Below are 17,570 nucleotides of genomic sequence, written 5' to 3'. Positions count from 1 at the left end.
CCCGTTACCGGGGCGCGGCCCGGATTGCAAGGCCTTCGCGGCGTGCGTCCTCCCGCTCGCAGAATGGCGGCATGCCTGAGATCTCGCCCTTCGACGTCTCACCGTGGGGCATCGGCTGGAGCGGCTGGGAGCCGTCGCGCCAGGCCCGCCGTGAGTCCGTCTTCTCCTTGTCGAACGGACACATCGGCTGGCGCGGCACCCTCGACGAGGGCGATCCCTGCGAGACGCCGGGCGCCTATCTCAACGGACTCTTCGAGCACCACCCGATGCCGTACGCCGAGGACGGCTATGGGTATCCCGAGCACGGCGAGACCGTGGTCAACGCCCCGGACGGCAAGATCATCCGGCTCCTCGTCGACGACGAGCCGTTCGACATCCGCGAGGGGCGACTCGAATCCCATGAGCAGCAGCTCGACTTCCGGGCGGGGACGCTGCGGCGCGATGTGCGCTGGACCTCTCCCTCCGGCGCCACGGTGCGTGTCGAGTCGGTGCGGCTGGTCTCGCTCACGCATCGCGCGATCGCCGCGATCGACTACCGCGTGACCGCGCTCAGCGGTCCGATCGACATCACGGTGCTCTCCGAGATCGTCGCGGACGAGCCGCTGCCGGACGTGCACCCCGACGAGCGCGTCATGGAGCCGCTCCGGCATCCCTACGAGCCGATCGACCGCGTCGTCACGAAGACCGGGGCGACGCTCGTGCATCGCACCAAGCGCAGCCGCATCGGCGTGGCCGTCGCCATGGAACACGCGATCTCGGGCGCGGCGTCGTCCGTCGAGACCGAGGCGTGGGAGGACGAGGCCCGCACCACGGTGACGACACGGCTCGCGGCGGGCGACAGCATCCGTGTCGTGAAGTTCGTCGGTCACGAATGGTCTGATGATCTGACGGATGCTGCGCTGCGCGACCGCGTCGAAGCCGCCGTCGCGACGGCCGTGCGTCTCGGATGGGAGGGCATGGCGCGCGAGCAGCGGGCGTACCTCGACGACTTCTGGGATGCCGCGGACGTCGAGCTCGAGGGCGACACGCAGCTGCAGCAGGCGGTGCGTTTCGCGCTGTTCCAGGTGCTGCAGTCGGCGGCGCGGGCCGACCTGCGGTCGATTCCCGGCAAGGGGCTCACCGGTCCGGGCTACGAGGGGCACACCTTCTGGGATGCCGAGACCTTCGTGCTCCCGGTGCTGACGTACACCGCGCCCGAGGCGGCGGCCCACGCGCTGCGGTGGCGCCATTCGACACTCGACACGGCGCGCGAGCGGGCTCAGCAGCTGCACCTCGACGGCGCCGCCTTCCCCTGGCGGACGATCAGCGGACGCGAGTGCTCGGGGTACTGGCCGGCGGGCACCGTCGCCTTCCACATCAATGCCGATATCGCCGCAGCGGTGACGCGTCACGTGCGCGCGACCGGCGACGAGGAGTTCGAGCGGGACGTGGGGCTCGAGATCCTCGTCGAGACCGCACGACTGTGGGTCTCGCTGGGCTATGTGGACGCGGGCGGCGTGTTCCACATCGACGGAATCACCGGGCCCGACGAGTACTCCGCGCTCGTCGACGACAACACGTTCACGAACCTGGCGGCGCAGCGCAACCTCCGCGGCGCCGCCGACGCCGCGAGGCGCCACAACGCGCGGGCGCGGGAGCTCGGGGTGCGCGACGACGAGATCGGCCGGTGGGAGATCATCGCCGACGCGATCGCGCTGCCGTACGACGAGGAGCGCCGTGTGCACCAGCAGGCCGCCGGTTACACCGACCTCGAGCGCTGGGACTTCGAGGCGACGTCGCCCGAGCAGTACCCGCTGCAGAACCACTTCCCGTACTTCGACCTCTATCGCAAGCAGGTGCTGAAACAGGCCGACCTGGTGCTGGCGCTGCAGCTGTTCCACGAGGCGTTCACGACGGAAGAGACCGCCCGCGCGTTCGCGTACTACGAGGAGCTCACCGTGCGGGACTCGTCGCTTTCGGCGTCGACCCAGTCGGTCGTGGCGGCATGGGTCGGGCAGAGCGAGCTGGCGATCGAGTACTTGACGGAGGCCGCCACCATCGACCTCGACGATCTGCGCGACGACGTCGACGACGGCCTGCACATCGCGGCGCTCGGGGGAGTGTGGACGGCGGTCGTCTCGGGCCTGGGCGGCATGAAGGACGGACCGAACGGTCTCGAGTTCTGCCCGCGGCTGACCGCGCCCATCACACGTCTCGCGTTCGGCATCAGGATCGGCGGACGGATGCTGCGCGTCGACGTCTCCGGCGACACGGCGTCGTACACGCTCAGCGAGGGCGCACCGCTGCCGATCCGGCACTTCGGGGCGGCCGTCGAGCTGCGTGCGGGGAAGCCGACGCGGTTGCCGATCCCGCCTGCGCCCGACCCGGGCCCCCGTCCGTCGCAGCCGAAGGGGCGCTCGCCGCAGGAGGTGCGCGCCGCGAAGGGCGACTGAGCGTCAGGCCGCGGGTGGCTCGGTGCGGAACCCCGAGAGCTTGTGGGTGCCGTCGCACCAGGGCTTGATCGCCGAGGCGCCGCACCGGCACAGCGCCACCGTCCGGCGGTGACGCGCGATCGGCTCGCCGTGCTCATCGATCAGTTGCGCCGCGCCCCGCACGATGAGCGGGCCGTCGGTGTAGGGCGTGATGGTCACGGTGTCATGCGGCTCGGTCATGCGCGTGCTCCTTCGAGTTCTCTTCGTCGGCGGATGCTGCGGCCGCTCGCTTCAGCCGCCGCAGGGGTGTGGCCGCCCGCGAGATCCGGCTCTCGCGATAGCGCACGCCGCCGCGGAGGCGCAGACCGAGCGCGATCCAGACCGTGACGGCGCGCTCGGCCAGCCAGAGCGGCGCCCACAGGGCGGATGTCCGCGGGAAGGCCTTCGCTGCGCCGCCGCGCCGGCGTCCCGTCTCGGCCAGCACGGCGACAGCGGTGACCCCGACCGCCAGGGCCGCCCACCTGCGACGCAGCACCGCGGTGACCACGATCGGCAGGACGAGCAGCTCCCGCACGAGCCTCGCCGGCTGCGCGAAGTCGTCGTACGCCTGGCGCACCCGTTGCTCCAAGAACCGGTTCACGCTCGGCGGGCGTCGCGTCACGCAGAGCTCATGCGCGACGATGACACGGCCGCCGTGGGCGCGCACGGTGCGCTCGAGCTCGAGGTTCTCGAACAGCACGTCGGTGTCGTAGGGCCGGCCGCGCAGGGCCGAGCGGCGGACGCCCACGGTGCCCGAGAAGTCGCCTCCGAGTGCTCGGTTGAGAAGGCTGCGGCCGGTGTCCCACCGGGCGTGCCAGGGCAGCGGGCGGAACACGTTCTGCGGCCGCACGAAGTCCGCGATGCGCAGCAGGTCGCTCAGCCGGACCAGATCCGCTCGTTCGTACCGCACGTCGTCGTCGGCGATCACCACGCGGTCGTGCCGGCTGATGGCGATCCCGGTCATCGCGCCACGAGCCTTGCCGTTCGCGCCGGCCAGGGCCGGCGGCACGTGCCGGAGGAAGGTCCACGCGCGCCGGTGCTCCTCGAACCGGGACGCCGGCGACCCGTCCACCACCGTCACGTCGACCCACTCCGAGAGACGGCGGAGGTAGGCCGTCAGCTCGTCGAGTCCTTCGTCGCTCTCCCACCGCAGAGGCAGCACGTACTCGAGGGCTTCGGGCTGCAGCATCCGTTCACCCGATACCGCGGGATGCCGGCTGCCGCAGCGCGCTGCGCCCGGCCGACCAGCATTCGAGGATGTGTTCGCCGACGAGGTCGTCGACGGTGAGGCAGGCGGCGGCACCGAACAGGATGTCGGGCAGCAGGGCGGGCTCGTCCTCCGCGAGGGAGCCCGCGAGGTCGCGCCCCGCGATCTGCTCGTGCACGGCATCCGCCTCGACGTGCTCGTCGAAGTACCAGGTGACGTCCGGCCCGAAGCCGTGCCGGCGGAAGCCGTCGCCGTAGGAGCGGTTCGGGAGCGACGAGGTCATCTCGAACGCGGCGAGGTGCCCGACCGTCGCGCCGCGCAGACGATGGCTGAGCCCGAACATCGACATCATGTTCTGCGACGCGAGCACGATCGCCGGCACCTGGTCCACGTATGCGGCGTAGGTGTCGTCGAGCCCGCAGCCGCGCATGGTCCCGGCGAAGATGGCGGCGTGCACCCGGCCCGGGTCGCCGCCGCCGTACTCGTCGGACTGGATCTCGACGAGCGCAGCCTTCGCGCGGCCGGTGAGCCGGGGGATCGCCCACGAGTGCGGGTCGGCCTCTCGCAGCGTGTAGATGCTCTTGATGATGAGGAACTCGTCGAGCTGGCGGCGATCGGCCTTCTTCGCGACGAAGCGCGACACGCTCGGGCCGTGAGAGGGCGCGGTCAGCTCGAACAGGCACCGTGCGACCGCGTCTCGCGTGGCCTCGGGCGTCGGTGGCAGCGGGACGATCTCCCGCAGCCGTGCTTCCGTCGCCCGCTCGAGTCGTCGACGGGCGGCGACGAGCGCGGGATGCCACTCCCAATCCGCGTCGAGTCCGGGCACCGACCCGTACGACAGGGCGAACAGCAGGAACAGCGACAGCTGCACGTCGTCGTCTCGCAGCACGTCGTCGGTCGTGAGGGCGGCGGCGGTCGCCTCGGCCACGCCGTCGACGAGCGCGTCATCGGGCTCGGAGGGCAGCGTGTCGAGGAGCAGCTCGCTGAGCTGGCCGCGAGCGGAGAAGGGGGCCGGCATGGTGCGCGGCATCAGGTCGGTCATCGTCAACTCCCGGGATGTGGCGCCTGAAGCGTCGCAGAACCCGGGTGGGGGAGCACGGGGGTTGACGGGACTCCGCGTCCCGGATACACGCCGTCCGCGTCCGGTCGGCTGCGTGACTAGGCCGCGGACGCCGCGTCGACGGCCGCGCGCAGCGCGCCGGGCTCAAGCCCGAGAGCCCATTCGCTGACGTCGGCGACGACCTGACGATGCGCGCGGTGCGTCGGCGGGGTCGCGGTGTTCACGTACGAGCCGCCGCCGTCGACGGCGATGAGGATCCGGATGCAGGCGGTCTCCGCATCCGTGATCGGGAAGTCGCCCGAGGCGATGCCGTCCTCGATGATCGCGGTCAGCCGCTCGCGGTCGAGCTGATCCTGCTGCTGCAGCGCGGTGTCGAGCGCCGGGCTGAAGCGGGCGAGGTGCCGCGCGTTGAGCCACATCCGCGCGAGCGGCAGTGACGCGCCCCGTTCGATGTGCGCCGCGAAATGCGCCACGCGGTCCACCGGGGTCCCCGACGTCGTGAAGAACCGCTCGCGCTCCTGCACGGCGGCGCGCGTGAACGCCTCGATGACGAGGGCCTCGGCGGCGGGGAAGTAGTGCGTGATCAGGCCCGGGCGCACCCCGAGCCGGTCGGCGACAGCGCGCAGCGTGATGCGCTCGAGGCCCTCGTCGAGGGCGATCGCCGTCGCGTGCTCCAGGATCTCTTCCCGGCGCTCCTCGGGACGCTTGCGCGTCCGTACCGGAATCTCGCTTGACGTCACACCACTCATGCTATTGAATGTGTGACCAATAGTCCATTGGGCATGTGACCAATAGCAACGACGCTTCCCGGAAGGAACACCGTGACCCATTCACAGACGGCACTCGATGACGAGTTCGTCGACACCGCATCGCGTCCCGAGACGCGCGGAATCGAGCTGGTCGGCGACGCCGAACGCCACGGCCGTGCACGGGACCTCTTCTTCATCTGGGCGGCGCCGAGCGTCAGCATCCTGAATCTGACCGTCGGCGCGACGCTCATCCTGCTCGGGCTGGAGCTGTGGCAGTCGATCGCGGTCATCCTCGCCGCCTCGCTGCTGTGGGTCTTCCCCGGCCTCATCGCCGGCAGCGGACCCGCGTCCGGCACCTCCGGCTCCGTCGTGACGCGGGCGATGTACGGCATCCTCGGCAACCGGCTCTTCGTGGCGTTCGTCGGCTGGTTCATCGGCGCGGTGTTCCTGTCGCTGACGTGGCTCGCCTCGTCGTTCATGGGGGCGGACCTGCTGCGCCGGATGGGCCTCGAGGATCCCGTCTGGGTCCCCATCGGCGTGACGGTGGTCGTGGCGACGATCACGATCCTGGTCGCGATCTTCGGGCACGGGCTGATCGTGCGCGCCTACTCGTACATGGCCGCGACACTGTTCGTCATCTTCCTCGGGGTGGCCGCCTTCATCCTGCCGACGGTCGACTGGCAGTACACCGCGCCGGTGCCGCTCGAGGGGGTCGGCCTCTGGTCGGCGATGGCCATCGGGTTCACGATCCTCGCGTCGACGCCGCTGTCGTTCATCAACAGCCCCGACATCGCCCGCTACCTCCCGCGCTCCACGAAGCCGTCGCACATCGCGCTCGCGACGGGGCTGGGCGGCGGCATCCCGTTCATCGTCTTCACGATCGTCGGCGTGCTGCTGGCGACGGGCCTCAGCGGAGCGGCTTTCGAGGCCGGCCTCGACGTGGCCCTGCTCGACCTGCTGCCGGGGTGGTTCGGCCCGATCCTCGTGATCGGCGTCGTCATCAACACGATCGCACTGAACGCGATGACGACGTACACCTCGAGCATGGCGCTGCAGGCGATCGGCTTCCGGCTCCGCCGCATCCCCGCCGCCATCATCGTGGGCGCGGTGGGCACGGCCCTGACGATCTACCTCGTGCTGTCGTCGAGCCTGCTGGAGGCCGCGAACCTCATGCTGCAGTTCCTGGTGATCGTCTCGGGGCCCGCGATGGCGATCTTCGTCGTGGACGTGCTGCTGCGCCGGTACCGGTACGACGGCGTGGAGCTGTTCGACGACCACCCCGGCGGCCGCTTCTGGTACTCGGGCGGATGGGGACTGCCGGGCGTGATCGCCCTGCTGGTCGGCGGGCTCGCCACCGCGCTGTGCCTCTCGACGAGCGTCTGGTCGGGACCGATCGCGATGGCGACGGGGTACATCGACCTCTCGGTGCCGGTCGGCATGCTCGTCGCCGCCGCTCTCTACGCCGGCCTGCAGCGCACCCCGCTCGGAAGGAAGGGTCGTCCATGATCACCAACTACGTCAACGGTCGCGTCTTCACCGCCGACCCCGACCCCGAGAACGCGTGGGCAGAGGCGTTCACCCTCCGCGACGACGTCATCGCGTTCGTCGGCGACAGTGCGGAGGTCCCCGAGGCCGACGACACCGTCGACCTGCAGGGCCGGCTGGTGCTGCCCGGTTTCACCGACGCCCACACGCATCTGCTCATGATGGGCGCGGCGCTCGGGCAGGTGCACCTCACCGACGCCCGGTCGCTGGACGAGATCCAGTCCCGGCTGCGCGAGGCGCGCGATCGGGATCCGGATGCTGCGGTCCTGCGCGGACGCGGATGGCTCTTCGACTCCGTCCCCGGCGGAGCGCCCACCGCGGCGATGATCGACGCCGTGGTCTCCGACATCCCCGTCTATCTCGACGCCAACGACTACCACTCGTGCTGGGTCAACCGCGCGGCCCTCGCCGAGCTCGGCATCACGCGTGACACGCCGGATCCGCTGGGCGGCGAGATCGCCCGCGACGCCGACGGCGAGCCGACCGGGATGCTGTACGAGACGGCGGCGGTGCAGTTCGCGTGGGCCCACCGCGACGCGAGCACGACCGATGCCGACCGCGACGAGGCTGCCGAGCGTGCGATCGACGCATACCTCGCGACCGGTGTCACCGGGGTCGTCGACATGGCCTTCGACGAGTTCGGACTCGCCGCCTTCGAGCGCGCCCGCGCCCGCCGCGGGGGCGACCTGCCGATCCGGGTCGCCGCGCACTGGCTCATCGAGAACACCGGGGACGACGCGGCGAACGTCGCGCAGGTGGCCCGCGCGGCCGAGCTCGCCGACAACCCGTCGTCGCCATGGCTGCGGGTCGTCGGCATCAAGCTCATCCTCGACGGCGTCATCGACGCGTGCACCGCCGCGATGCGCCACCCGTACGCCCACGGAACGAACGCGGCTCCGATCTGGCCACTCGAGCAGCTCAAGCCTGTGGTCGCGGCCGCCGACGCGGCCGGCTTGCAGATCGCGCAGCACGCGATCGGCGACCTCGCGAGCGACATCGCCCTCGATGCCATCGAGCACGCGATCGCGGTCAACGGCCCGCGCGACCGGCGGCACCGCATCGAGCACCTCGAGTACGCCGCTCCCGAGACCGCGGCGCGGCTGGCGTCACTCGGTGTCACGGCGTCGATGCAGCCGGTCCACTCCGACCCCGCGATCTTCGCAAACTGGGCCGAGATGCTCGGCGACGAACGTGTCGAGCGCGCCTTCGCATGGCCCGAGTACGAGGAGGCCGGGGCGCTGCTGGCGTTCTCGACCGACGCGCCGACGGCGCCGCACAGCTCGCTCGCGAACATGTACATCGCCGCGACGCGCGCCTCCGCGCTCGAAAGGGCCGTGCCCGCGACCCACCCCCAGTACGCGCTGCCGCTCGAGCGCGCGATCGGTCACGCGACGCGCGACGCCGCCGCCTCCGTCGGTGACGGCGAGTGGCGCGGACGCATCGCCGCCGGCTTCGCCGCCGATTTCACGGTGCTCGACACCGACCCGTTCGCGGTCGGGGCGGAAGCGCTGCTGGACACTCGGGTCGTGGAGACGATCGTCGCCGGGCGCTCCCGCTACGCCGCGTCCGTCGAGCCCGTTGAGGCGCGCCGCCGGTGATGCGCCGAGCCGACGCCCCTACCCCTCGCCGTGGGAGGGAGCGGTGAGGAAGGCGCGGGCGCGGGCGGCCACCACGTCGGGCTGCTCCTCGGCGATGTAGTACCCGGCGCCCGGGATGTGCTCGAGGGTGAAGTCGTCGGCATGCTCCTGGTACCCGTCGAGGATCTCGGGGTGTTCCCCTGACGGCGGGTTGCTGCCATAGAGGACCGCTCCGTACAGCGAGAGCGTGGGAGTCGTGAGGCGGGTGCCGTGGTAGGCGCGCGCACCTGAGCGCCGTGCCTCGGTCATGACCAGGTCGCGGTACAGCCGCGACCCGGCGCGCGCCCGTGCGGGGTCGCGGAGGCGCGATACGTACTGCTCGACGACGTCGGGCGGAAAGACCTCGGGATCCCGGGTGTCCGCGGTCATCAGCCACCGCGGCAGCGGCTGCCGCCCGCTTCGAAGCAGCCACGGTCCGAGCCCGGGCGTGGCGATCGCGAACATCGGCCACAGCCGCCACAGGTGCAGCAGGATCCGCGGGTGGAATGCGGGGTAGGGGTGCGGCGTGCCGAACGACACGAACCGGCCGACCCGCTGAGGATGCGACAGGCACACCCGGAAACCCACGATCCCGCCCGAGTCGTACCCCATCATGTCGACGCGGTCGACCTGCAGGGCGTCGAGGAGCGCGATCACGTCGTCGACCAGCTGTTCGGACGTGTAGCCGTCGGGCGGGGCGTCGGTCCAGCCCGACCCGCGCAGGTCGGGACAGATCACGCGGTAGTGGGCGGCCAGCGCCGGGAGCACCTTTCGCCAGGCCCACCAGTGCTGCGGAAAGCCGTGCAGCAGGAGGAGGGGCGGGCCGTCGCCGGCCTCCGCGACGTGCATGCGCAGACCCGGCAGATCGACGAACCGGTGGCGCACGCCCTCGACATGCGGCAGTGCCTCGGGTGTGGCGCCGGCGACCGCCGCCCCTCGGTGATCGGTGCCCGCTCGGGGCTTGATCGCGCCCATGCCGCGAGGATACTACGTCTCTAGTGTTCGTTCCAGGGCGGATTCCGAGGGATTCGCCAGGAGCGCAACCGGCCCGGGTAGTGCGCGGTCAGAGCCTGAGCACGCCGTCGGCGACCACCAAGCCGGTGCCCGACAGGCTGACGAGGTCGCCGTCCACGGCGACCTCGAGAATGCTGGGCCTTCCCATGGCGTGGCCTTGGAGGATACGGATGCTGCGTGCCGGCGCCCGACCGTCGCGCGCGAGAAGCGCGGCGAGGGGTCCCGCGGCCGTGCCCGTGGCGGGGTCCTCGACGATGCCGACCGTGGGGTTGAAGAAGCGGGCGTACGCGTCGGCGCCGTCCGCGCCGCTCTCGGTCGAGTAGACGTAGCACCCTTCTGCGCCGACCCCGGCGAGGAGAGCCCGCAGTCGCGCCGGCTCCGGGGTGGCGGCGTCGACGTCGGCGCGCGTGCGGAAGCCGAGCATGAGGTGTTCGGCGCCGGTCCAGACCACTTCGGCCGGCCGGTCGGCGAGAGCGGCGGGGGCGAGGCCGAGGGCCTCGGCGAAATCCGCGTGGTCGGTGGTCGAGTGCAGGAACCGGGGTGCGGCTTGCCGCATCGTGATCCTTGACCGCCCGCCTTCGGTGCGGGTGATCCACACCGGCAGCACGTCGTCGCCGATCTGCTGCGTGAACTCATCCCGCTCCCGCGGCAGCGCGCCGGTGTCGGCGAGCCAGATCCACGCGCCCATCGCGTTGTGGCCCGCGCCCAGCACCTCGACCCCGGCCGCCGTGAACGACCGCAGGCGGTAGTCCGCGCCGGAAGCGGTCGGCGTGACGAGGAACGTCGTCTCGGACTGATTGAACTCTCGCGCGACGGCGCGCATCTCCGGCTCGCTCAGCCCGTCGGCGCCCGGCACCAGCGCGAGCGGATTGCCGGTCAGGGGCGTCTCGGCGAAGACGTCCACCCAGGAGAAGCGCAGCTCGGCCATGTCATCCCATCCGGTCTCGAGGCGTGTCCGACACGACGAGCCTGGCAGAAGTCACTCGATCCGGCGCGGGGTCCGTCTCGGTAGGCTCCGACCGTGAGCCTGCCCGCCGACCTCGGCCCGACGCTCGTCGGCGTGCTCGTGCTCGCGGTCATCGCGACCGCCGTCCTGGCGGCGTTCCGCATTCCGGGCCTGTGGGCGCCTGTCGTGGCGATCCTGCGCGGCGCCGTGCAGCTCGCCGTCATCAGCGTCATCCTCACCGGCGTCATCACCAGCCCGGTGTGGATCGCCGTCGCGCTCGTGGTCATGCTCGCGATCGCTACCTCCGTCGCGACGGGCCGCGTCGGCTGGTCCGGCCGCGCTGCCCTCATGATGGGATCGTCGATCACGGCGGGCGTCCTCGTCGCGACGACGGCGGTGTTCGCGACCGGCGCACTGGAGCTGACGACCCGCTACGCGCTCGCTATCGGGGCGATCGTCATCGGCAACGCGATGAGCATCGCGACTCTCACGGGCCGCATGTTCACGACTGCGATCGCGGATCACTGGGGCGAGGTCGAGGGCTGGCTCGCACTCGGAGCCACGCCACGCACGTCGACGCTGCAGCTCGCTCGCCGCGCCGTGCGTGACGCGCTGGTGCCCGCGATCGACCAGACGAAGACGACCGGGCTCGTCGTGCTGCCCGGCGCCTTCGTCGGGGCGATCTTCGGCGGCATCTCGCCGATCGAGGCCGGTCGCTTCCAGATCGTGGTGCTCGCCGCGATCATGGCGGCGGGCGCGATCACGTCGGTGCTGGTCGCGACGTGGATGGGGCCGGTGCGCACCAAGCCGGCGCAACCGGCCTGACACGGGCCCCTTTCGTCGGAGCCTGTCCTCGGGTTCGGGCGGCCGAACCACCCGGTTCGCGGGAAATGCGCGTCGCCTTGCGTGCGTTGGCCCTTCGCATGCGATCGATCGTGTATTCCCGCAGTGGAACGTCGTCCGTCCTCTCGCTCGGCGAGCGGGATCCCGCGCAGCCCGGCCCGGGGGAGGTGCGCGTGAAGGTCGTCGTCTCAGGCGTCAACCCGACCGATTGGAAGGCACGCGCGGGAAGCGGCGCGCGCCTGGCGTTCGACGAGATCGTTCCGAATCAGGACGGCGCGGGAGTCGTCGACGCGGTCGGCGATGGTGTGACCGACCTCGCGGTCGGCGACCGCGTGTGGCTGTACCTCGCTCAGCACCAGCGTCCGACCGGCACCGCGCAGGAGTACACGGTGGTACCCGCCGCGCGGGCGGTGAAGCTTCCTGACGGGATCGGATTCGATGTGGCGGCGAGCCTCGGTGTTCCCGCCATGACGGCGCACCGGGCGCTCACCGTACACGAGTTCGGGCCGACTCGGCTATCGCCGGGTGCCCTGGAGGGGCGGGTCGTGCTCGTAGCCGGAGGAGCGGGAGCCGTCGGGCACGCCGCGATCCAGCTCGCGGTGTGGGCGGGGGCGACGGTGATCGCCACGATCTCGAGCGACGAGAAGGCTGCCCTCGCGCTCGCCGCGGGCGCGCACCACGTCGTGAACTACCGACATGGCGACGCCGCCCAGCAGATCGGCGCGCTCGCTCCCCAGGGCGTCGACCACATCGTCGAGGTGTCGATCGCGCAGAACGCCGGTCTCGACGGGCAGATCGTCGCGAACCACGGATCGATCGCGTACTACGCCGACAACGGCGGCGACGAGGCGACGCTGCCGGTGCGACCCACGTTCGCGAAGAACGTGCGCATCCAGGGTCTGCTCCTCTATACGGTCGGCGAGACCGCCCTGACCGCCGCTGCAGCGGACATCACAGCGGCGCTGCGCGACGGTGCTCTCCCCGTCGGCGAGGACTCGGGGCTGCCGCTCACGTGGTTCCCGCTGGAGGAGACCGCCGCCGCCCACGACGCGGTCGAGCAGGGCGCCGTCGGCAAGGTGCTCATCGACGTCACCGGCGACAACCACTGATGGCACGGTTCAGAGGCGACGGCCGCCGCCTCTGAACGCCGGCTACATGTCTCGGCTCGACGCCTCTGCCAGGCTCTCGGCCATCTGGGCGAAGGTCTCCTGCGCGCCGCCCGCACTCATCCGCGCCGCGAGGGAGGCGAACGCCACCGCACCCGTGATCTGCGCCGCCGCCACATCCCACGGCTCCGGCTGCGGGCCTTCGCCGCGCGGACCGGGGAGTGGGATGGGCAGCCTCCTCGGCCAGCCGGTGCCGCACCAGTCGTCCAGTACCTCCATCACCCAGCCCGGACGGTCCTCACCCCTGAGGTCGGCGGCGAGCACCTCCTGGGCGATGTAGCCGGCCAGGTCGGAGGCGGCCAGCATCCACCGGGGCGGGAGCGGCTGCGGGTTGAGCGCCACCGCCTCGACCCGGCTCAGCAACGCCGCCCGATGACCGTGCGGCGGGAAGACGTCGAAGATCTCCGGCTTGATGCGCCCCAGCAGCGAGAGCATGCGAACCGTGGGGGTGATCTCGTTCCAACTCATCGGTGACTCCTTCTCGGATCGGTGGATTGATTTCCACGTACCGTCACTCCCCGCCGATCACCTCTGGGCGCGCCCGATCGTGACCGCGATCGGATCACCGAGCGAACCGTCGGGCAGCGTCGTCTGGTAGGTCATGGTCAGGGCGGCGAACCCCAGGGTGATCTGCACGGCGGGTTCCTCGCCCGCGAAAGCGGTTGTCGCCGAGGTCACGACGGCCTCCTCCATGCGCACCGTGAAGTAGTCGCCGATCATGCCCACGCGTCGCGCGGATAGCAGTACTTCCGGCAGATGGATGCCGCGTGCGCAAGCATCGAAGAGGCGCGGGGTCGCAGCATCCACCCGCAGTGACACCGCGATGTCGCTGAGCGTCGGCTTGCCGACGCGGCCTCCGCCCGCACCGCCGCCGGCCGGAGCGGCGTTCGACACCGCCCAACTCCAGCTCAGGACCTCGATGGCACCCGGGTGCCGGTCGTCGACGACCTCCCCGGGGATCGACGCGATGGTGAGGAACTGCTCATCGGTCATCGCACACGCTCCCCGTCTGTCTCGGCGATTCCCAGATCGCGCGATCGCTCGCGCGACCACCTCACAGATACTCCCGGCACGCCGCTCCCGCAAGAGGGTCGGTGGTCCCTGCGCCGATGGTCCCGAGATGGAGGCAGTACGCCGCGCCTATCGGCCCTCGGCATCGTCCGAGCCGATCGCCTGCTGCGCCGCTTCGTACCGATCGATGAGAATCGGGATGCCCGTGTCGTGCCACCACGACGGCAGCACGTTGCCCGCCGACATGCCATGGCCGGGATCGAACTCGGGCACGTGGATCGGATCATCGGTGTGCGCGAGGGGAGCGCCGATGATCGCTTCCGCTGCCTTCTGGATCATCGAGCGGAGCTCGAACCAGGTGGGCGGCAGCGGCGTCGTCGCGAATTCGGCACGGAGAGCGAGCCACAGGTAGGCGTCTCCCCGCATGCCCATCTGTGCGGGCGCGCGCTCGAAAAGTCGTCCGACCGACCCCGCCTCTGTGAGCGGCGGGAACCGGCGCTGCACCTGTGCCTGCACCCGCCGATGCGTGTCTTCGCTGAACGAGACCAGCACGACCTCTTCGACGCGGGTCGGCGTCGTCGCGATCGTGGTGACCGCCGCGTCGATGGCGTCGTTCAGCGGCCACGCGTAGATCCCGGCGCTGATGAGGGGGAAGCTGACGGTGCGGGCGCCGAGCTCGTCGGCGACCTCCAGCGCGCGCCGGTAGCAGGACTCGAGGAGCGCCCGGTCCCGCTCGCCGGCGGCGTAGTTGGGGCCGACGGTGTGGATCACCCAGGTCGCCGGAAGGTCTCCGGCGGTGGTCCATCCGGCGTCCCCTGTGGCCAGCCCGTGGGGGAACCGGGCGATGCAGTCGTCGAGGATCGCCCGTCCGCCCGCGCGGTGGATGGCGCCGTCGACTCCGCCCCCGCCCCGCATCCGGTTGTTCGCGGCGTTCACGATGGCATCGACCTGCTGCCGGGTGATGTCGCCGTGAACGGCGGTGACGGTGACCATGTGCCCAGTCTCGCGCAGGCTGCCGCCGCGCGCGCTTCAGGGTGGATTCAGGCGCAGCGGGCCAGACTGGAGCGGATGCGGATTCTGGTGGTGGATGACGAGGTGCGCCTGGCCGACGGCATCCGTCGCGGGCTGGAGGCCGAAGGCTTCGGGGTGGATGTCGCACACAACGGCGTGGACGGACTGTGGCGGGCGCGCGAGACGGCGTACGACGCCATCGTGCTCGACCTCATGATGCCGGGCATGAGCGGGTGGAAGGTCTGCGAGGCGCTGCGGGCGGAGGAGAACTGGACGCCGGTGCTCATGCTCACGGCCAAGGACGGCGAGTGGGACCAGGTCGAAGCGCTCGAGACGGGCGCCGACGACTATGTCACCAAGCCCTTCTCGTTCGCCGTACTCGTCGCCCGGCTGCGTGCGCTGATCCGCCGCGGCGGGATCGAGCGGCCGACGGTGCTCGAAGCGGGGGACCTGCGGCTGGACCCGGGAGCGCGGAAGGTCTGGCGCGGTGACGCCGAGCTCGACCTGACGTCGCGGGAGTTCTCCGTGCTCGAGCACCTCATCCGCCATCGTGGGCAGGTGCTCTCCAAGCGCGATCTCATCGCCGGCGTGTGGAACGACGACTTCGAGGGCGACCCGAACATCGTCGAGGTGTACGTCGGACACCTCCGGCGCAAGGTCGACCGGCCGTTCGGGCGGGCCGCGATCGAGACCATCCGCGGGGCGGGCTACCGACTGGCGGCGGACGGTGGCTGAGCCGCGACGCCGCTCGCTGCGGACGCGCATCACGGCCGTCGCGACGCTCGTCGTCGCCGCCGCGCTGGTGGTGGGTGCGCTGGCGTTCTACGGCATCCTGTCGGCCAGCGTCCATGACGCGACGGTCCGCGCGGCGGAGACGCGTGCCGAGCAGCTCGCCGCGCGGATCGACGCCGAGGGCCTTTCGGCGGTGACCGAGCTCGACGACGACCTCGCCCAGGTGCTCGACGACGAAGGCCGTGTCGTCGCCGCCTCCGAGGAGGCCGACAGCGCAGACCTGCCGGATTCCGAGGGGACCGTCACGTACGACGACGAGCCGATGCTCGTCGTGCGGGAAGACCTCGACGACGGCACGCTGCTCCTCGCCGTGCCGGTGGAGGACGACCAGCAGACGCTCGCGACGGTGGCGATGCTGCTGTCGGTCGCCGTCGTCGCCGTCGTCGCGCTGGTGGCCGGGATCACGTGGTGGGTCGTCGGGCGGGCGCTGCGCCCGGTCTCGCGCATCCGTGCGGAGGTCGACGACATCACCGCCGATCGCCTCGACCGGCGGGTGGCCGTTCCGCCGTCGGGCGACGAGATCGCCGCGCTCGCGGGAACGATGAACCGCATGCTGGACCGATTGGATGCTGCCGCCACCGCGCAGCGCCGCTTCGTGTCCGACGCGTCGCACGAGCTGCGCTCGCCCCTGGCGACCATCCGCCAGCACGCCGAGCTGGCGCAGGTGCACCCCGAGGCGACCTCCGTCGACGACCTCGCCGGGGTGGTGCACGACGAGGGCCTCAGGATGCAGGAGCTCGTCGATGCCCTGCTGCTTCTGACCCGGCTCGACGAGCGGGCGGTGATGCAGCGGGGCGACGTCGATGTGGACGACCTCGCGCTCGCCGAGGCGAACCGGCTCCGCGCCGCGGGTGCGGTGGTGGATGCGTCCGGCGTCCACGCGGCGCGGGTGACCGGGGATGCGCGCCTGCTGGGTCAGCTGGTGCGCAATCTCGCCGACAACGCGGCCCGCCACGCGCGAACCGCCGTCGCGATCGGCGTGCTCGAGCGCGATGGGCGGGTCCTGCTCACGGTCGATGACGACGGTGCGGGTGTGCCGTTCGCGGAGCGCGAGCGCATCTTCGAGCGCTTCGTGCGGCTCGACGAGGCCCGCGCGCGCGACGCCGGCGGCAGCGGCCTGGGGCTCGCGATCGCGCGTGCGATCGCGGAGGCGGAGGGCGGCAGCATCCGTGTCGAGGACTCGCCACTCGGAGGCGCACGGTTCGCGGTCGACCTGCCCGGGGCACGCTGAACGGAGCTTCAGGATGCTTCAGGTCTGCTTCAGCGACCGCTCGGCACCATCGAAGCATGGATGACAAGAACAGCACCCCCGAGACTTCCCCCGCCGCTCAGCCCGCCGATCGTGCCGAGGCCGCCACGGCCACGCCGTCACCCGCTCCCCTCCCGAAGCGCAGCCGCACGCGCGGCTGGCTGATCGGCGGCGGTGCGGTGCTCGCCGCGGCGCTTCTCGCCGGTGGCGGCATCGCCGTCGGTGCAGAGATCGCCGACGCGGCAGACGACGACGCGTCGTCGGTGTCGGATGACCGCCGCGACGACGACTCGAGAGACGACTCGAGCGACGACAGCACGAGCGGCGACGTGTCGAACCTCGGCACCGACTCCGCCGACGACCTCGTCGCGATGATCGATGCAGCCTCCGCCGCCGGCGAGGGCGAGCCCACGTCGATCGACCTCAAGCGCGACGGCAGCGCCGAGGTGACGCTCGAGGTCGCCGACGGCTCCGAGACCGAGGTCCGCGTCGACGCCGGCGGCGAGGCATCCGTCGTCTCCACCGAGTCCGCCGACGACGACGGCGCCCCGCAGCACGTCCTCGACGCCGATACGATCGCGGCCATCGTGGACGCGGCGCTCGCCGAGGCCGACGGCCGCATCGTCGAGATCGAGGCCGATGACGACAGCACGTCCCCGTGGGACGTCACGGTCCTCACCGGCGCCGGCGAGTTCGTCGAGCTCGATCTGGACGCCGAGTTCGCGGTGGTCGCGACGGGGACCGACAGCGACGACTGAGGGCGCCACCAAGGGCGGCGACCGCTCCGGCTCACGCCGGCGGTCGCCGTCCTTCGCGTCGATCGGGACGCCCGCGTTGCATAAGCCCGGTCGGCGTCGTTCTCAGCGCGCGGCCGCGACGATCTGCGGGGGAGCCTGAGGAATTCCTCCGAT

Annotated in this window: 17 protein-coding genes; 8 read left to right on the top strand and 9 right to left on the bottom strand. The window is 71.4% G+C overall.

Annotation, left to right across the window (positions count from 1 at the left end):
- The first annotated feature begins 71 nt into the window (after positions 1-71).
- A complete protein-coding gene (locus tag MRBLWH7_RS09610; protein ID WP_342001555.1) occupies positions 72-2,432 on the top strand; it encodes a glycosyl hydrolase family 65 protein in 2,361 nt (786 codons plus the stop codon).
- A gap of 3 nt (positions 2,433-2,435) precedes the next feature.
- On the opposite strand, the gene MRBLWH7_RS09605 is transcribed toward MRBLWH7_RS09610, so the two are convergent.
- The 4 genes from MRBLWH7_RS09605 to MRBLWH7_RS09590 all read right to left on the bottom strand — a co-directional run bounded on the left by MRBLWH7_RS09605 (position 2,436) and on the right by MRBLWH7_RS09590 (position 5,457).
- Positions 2,436-2,651 (bottom strand): CDGSH iron-sulfur domain-containing protein, encoded by a 216-nt coding sequence (locus MRBLWH7_RS09605; protein ID WP_342001553.1) that lies wholly within the window; start codon positions 2,649-2,651, stop codon positions 2,436-2,438.
- On the bottom strand, positions 2,635-3,639 hold the full coding sequence (locus MRBLWH7_RS09600) for a glycosyltransferase family 2 protein (RefSeq protein WP_342001550.1): 1,005 nt from the start codon (positions 3,637-3,639) through the stop codon (positions 2,635-2,637). The genes MRBLWH7_RS09605 and MRBLWH7_RS09600 overlap by 17 nt, the downstream gene beginning before the upstream one ends.
- A 4-nt stretch (positions 3,640-3,643) precedes the next feature.
- Positions 3,644-4,699, bottom strand: a complete 1,056-nt coding sequence (locus tag MRBLWH7_RS09595; RefSeq protein WP_342001548.1) for an iron-containing redox enzyme family protein — start codon at positions 4,697-4,699, stop codon at positions 3,644-3,646.
- A 116-nt stretch (positions 4,700-4,815) separates the two neighbouring features.
- Complete coding sequence (locus tag MRBLWH7_RS09590; protein ID WP_342001547.1) at positions 4,816-5,457, bottom strand: TetR/AcrR family transcriptional regulator; 642 nt, start codon at positions 5,455-5,457, stop codon at positions 4,816-4,818.
- A gap of 81 nt (positions 5,458-5,538) precedes the next feature.
- Here MRBLWH7_RS09590 and MRBLWH7_RS09585 point away from each other — a divergent pair, with 81 nt between their 5' ends.
- Entirely contained in the window at positions 5,539-6,972 is a 1,434-nt protein-coding gene (locus MRBLWH7_RS09585) for a cytosine permease (protein ID WP_342001545.1), read from the top strand.
- Positions 6,969-8,609: an amidohydrolase gene (locus MRBLWH7_RS09580; RefSeq protein ID WP_342001543.1), complete on the top strand. Its 1,641-nt coding sequence runs from the start codon at positions 6,969-6,971 to the stop codon at positions 8,607-8,609. The genes MRBLWH7_RS09585 and MRBLWH7_RS09580 overlap by 4 nt, the downstream gene beginning before the upstream one ends.
- Before the next feature lie 18 nt (positions 8,610-8,627).
- Here MRBLWH7_RS09580 and MRBLWH7_RS09575 read toward each other — a convergent pair whose 3' ends face one another.
- Both MRBLWH7_RS09575 and MRBLWH7_RS09570 read right to left on the bottom strand, forming a co-directional pair.
- Positions 8,628-9,602: an alpha/beta hydrolase gene (locus MRBLWH7_RS09575; RefSeq protein WP_342001541.1), complete on the bottom strand. Its 975-nt coding sequence runs from the start codon at positions 9,600-9,602 to the stop codon at positions 8,628-8,630.
- Between the two features lie 88 nt (positions 9,603-9,690).
- Positions 9,691-10,569 (bottom strand): PhzF family phenazine biosynthesis protein, encoded by an 879-nt coding sequence (locus tag MRBLWH7_RS09570; protein ID WP_342001539.1) that lies wholly within the window; start codon positions 10,567-10,569, stop codon positions 9,691-9,693.
- A gap of 93 nt (positions 10,570-10,662) precedes the next feature.
- Between MRBLWH7_RS09570 and MRBLWH7_RS09565 the strand changes: the two genes are divergently transcribed.
- Together MRBLWH7_RS09565 and MRBLWH7_RS09560 are read left to right on the top strand one after the other, a co-directional pair.
- Positions 10,663-11,412 carry an ABC transporter permease gene (locus MRBLWH7_RS09565; RefSeq protein ID WP_342001536.1) on the top strand — a complete coding sequence of 250 codons (750 nt, stop codon included), beginning with the start codon at positions 10,663-10,665 and terminating at the stop codon, positions 11,410-11,412.
- Positions 11,413-11,510: 98 nt separating this feature from the next.
- Complete coding sequence (locus tag MRBLWH7_RS09560) at positions 11,511-12,539, top strand: NADPH:quinone reductase (protein ID WP_342001535.1); 1,029 nt, start codon at positions 11,511-11,513, stop codon at positions 12,537-12,539.
- A 42-nt stretch (positions 12,540-12,581) separates the two neighbouring features.
- Here MRBLWH7_RS09560 and MRBLWH7_RS09555 read toward each other — a convergent pair whose 3' ends face one another.
- The 3 genes from MRBLWH7_RS09555 to MRBLWH7_RS09545 form a co-directional block, all read right to left on the bottom strand.
- A complete protein-coding gene (locus MRBLWH7_RS09555) occupies positions 12,582-13,064 on the bottom strand; it encodes a hypothetical protein (protein WP_342001533.1) in 483 nt (160 codons plus the stop codon).
- 57 nt (positions 13,065-13,121) lie between these two features.
- A complete protein-coding gene (locus MRBLWH7_RS09550; RefSeq protein ID WP_342001531.1) occupies positions 13,122-13,589 on the bottom strand; it encodes a type VI secretion system tube protein Hcp in 468 nt (155 codons plus the stop codon).
- Between the two features lie 147 nt (positions 13,590-13,736).
- A complete protein-coding gene (locus tag MRBLWH7_RS09545) occupies positions 13,737-14,600 on the bottom strand; it encodes an O-acetyl-ADP-ribose deacetylase (protein WP_342001529.1) in 864 nt (287 codons plus the stop codon).
- 75 nt (positions 14,601-14,675) lie between these two features.
- On the opposite strand from MRBLWH7_RS09545, the gene MRBLWH7_RS09540 reads away from it, so the two are divergent.
- From MRBLWH7_RS09540 to MRBLWH7_RS09530, 3 genes are read left to right on the top strand one after another with little or no spacing between them, the layout of a single operon-like run.
- Positions 14,676-15,353, top strand: a complete 678-nt coding sequence (locus MRBLWH7_RS09540) for a response regulator transcription factor (protein WP_342001527.1) — start codon at positions 14,676-14,678, stop codon at positions 15,351-15,353.
- Positions 15,346-16,641: a HAMP domain-containing sensor histidine kinase gene (locus MRBLWH7_RS09535; protein WP_342001526.1), complete on the top strand. Its 1,296-nt coding sequence runs from the start codon at positions 15,346-15,348 to the stop codon at positions 16,639-16,641. The genes MRBLWH7_RS09540 and MRBLWH7_RS09535 overlap by 8 nt, the downstream gene beginning before the upstream one ends.
- 56 nt (positions 16,642-16,697) lie before the next feature.
- On the top strand, positions 16,698-17,417 hold the full coding sequence (locus MRBLWH7_RS09530; protein WP_342001525.1) for a hypothetical protein: 720 nt from the start codon (positions 16,698-16,700) through the stop codon (positions 17,415-17,417).
- The last annotated feature ends 153 nt before the right edge of the window (positions 17,418-17,570 follow it).

Source organism: Microbacterium sp. LWH7-1.2, assembly GCF_038397755.1.
Taxonomy (GTDB): Bacteria; Actinomycetota; Actinomycetes; order Actinomycetales; family Microbacteriaceae; genus Microbacterium.
This window is presented reverse-complemented; position numbering and strand designations above follow the sequence as displayed.

Coding starts and splice junctions, on each gene's coding strand:
- MRBLWH7_RS09610 (WP_342001555.1), top strand. CDS start 72: ATGCCTGAGATCTCGCCCTTCGACGTCTCACCGTGGGGCATCGGCTGG.
- MRBLWH7_RS09605 (WP_342001553.1), bottom strand. CDS start 2,651: ATGACCGAGCCGCATGACACCGTGACCATCACGCCCTACACCGACGGC.
- MRBLWH7_RS09600 (WP_342001550.1), bottom strand. CDS start 3,639: ATGCTGCAGCCCGAAGCCCTCGAGTACGTGCTGCCTCTGCGGTGGGAG.
- MRBLWH7_RS09595 (WP_342001548.1), bottom strand. CDS start 4,699: ATGACCGACCTGATGCCGCGCACCATGCCGGCCCCCTTCTCCGCTCGC.
- MRBLWH7_RS09580 (WP_342001543.1), top strand. CDS start 6,969: ATGATCACCAACTACGTCAACGGTCGCGTCTTCACCGCCGACCCCGAC.
- MRBLWH7_RS09575 (WP_342001541.1), bottom strand. CDS start 9,602: ATGGGCGCGATCAAGCCCCGAGCGGGCACCGATCACCGAGGGGCGGCG.
- MRBLWH7_RS09570 (WP_342001539.1), bottom strand. CDS start 10,569: ATGGCCGAGCTGCGCTTCTCCTGGGTGGACGTCTTCGCCGAGACGCCC.
- MRBLWH7_RS09560 (WP_342001535.1), top strand. CDS start 11,511: ATGCGATCGATCGTGTATTCCCGCAGTGGAACGTCGTCCGTCCTCTCG.
- MRBLWH7_RS09555 (WP_342001533.1), bottom strand. CDS start 13,064: ATGAGTTGGAACGAGATCACCCCCACGGTTCGCATGCTCTCGCTGCTG.
- MRBLWH7_RS09550 (WP_342001531.1), bottom strand. CDS start 13,589: ATGACCGATGAGCAGTTCCTCACCATCGCGTCGATCCCCGGGGAGGTC.
- MRBLWH7_RS09545 (WP_342001529.1), bottom strand. CDS start 14,600: ATGGTCACCGTCACCGCCGTTCACGGCGACATCACCCGGCAGCAGGTC.
- MRBLWH7_RS09540 (WP_342001527.1), top strand. CDS start 14,676: ATGCGGATTCTGGTGGTGGATGACGAGGTGCGCCTGGCCGACGGCATC.
- MRBLWH7_RS09530 (WP_342001525.1), top strand. CDS start 16,698: ATGGATGACAAGAACAGCACCCCCGAGACTTCCCCCGCCGCTCAGCCC.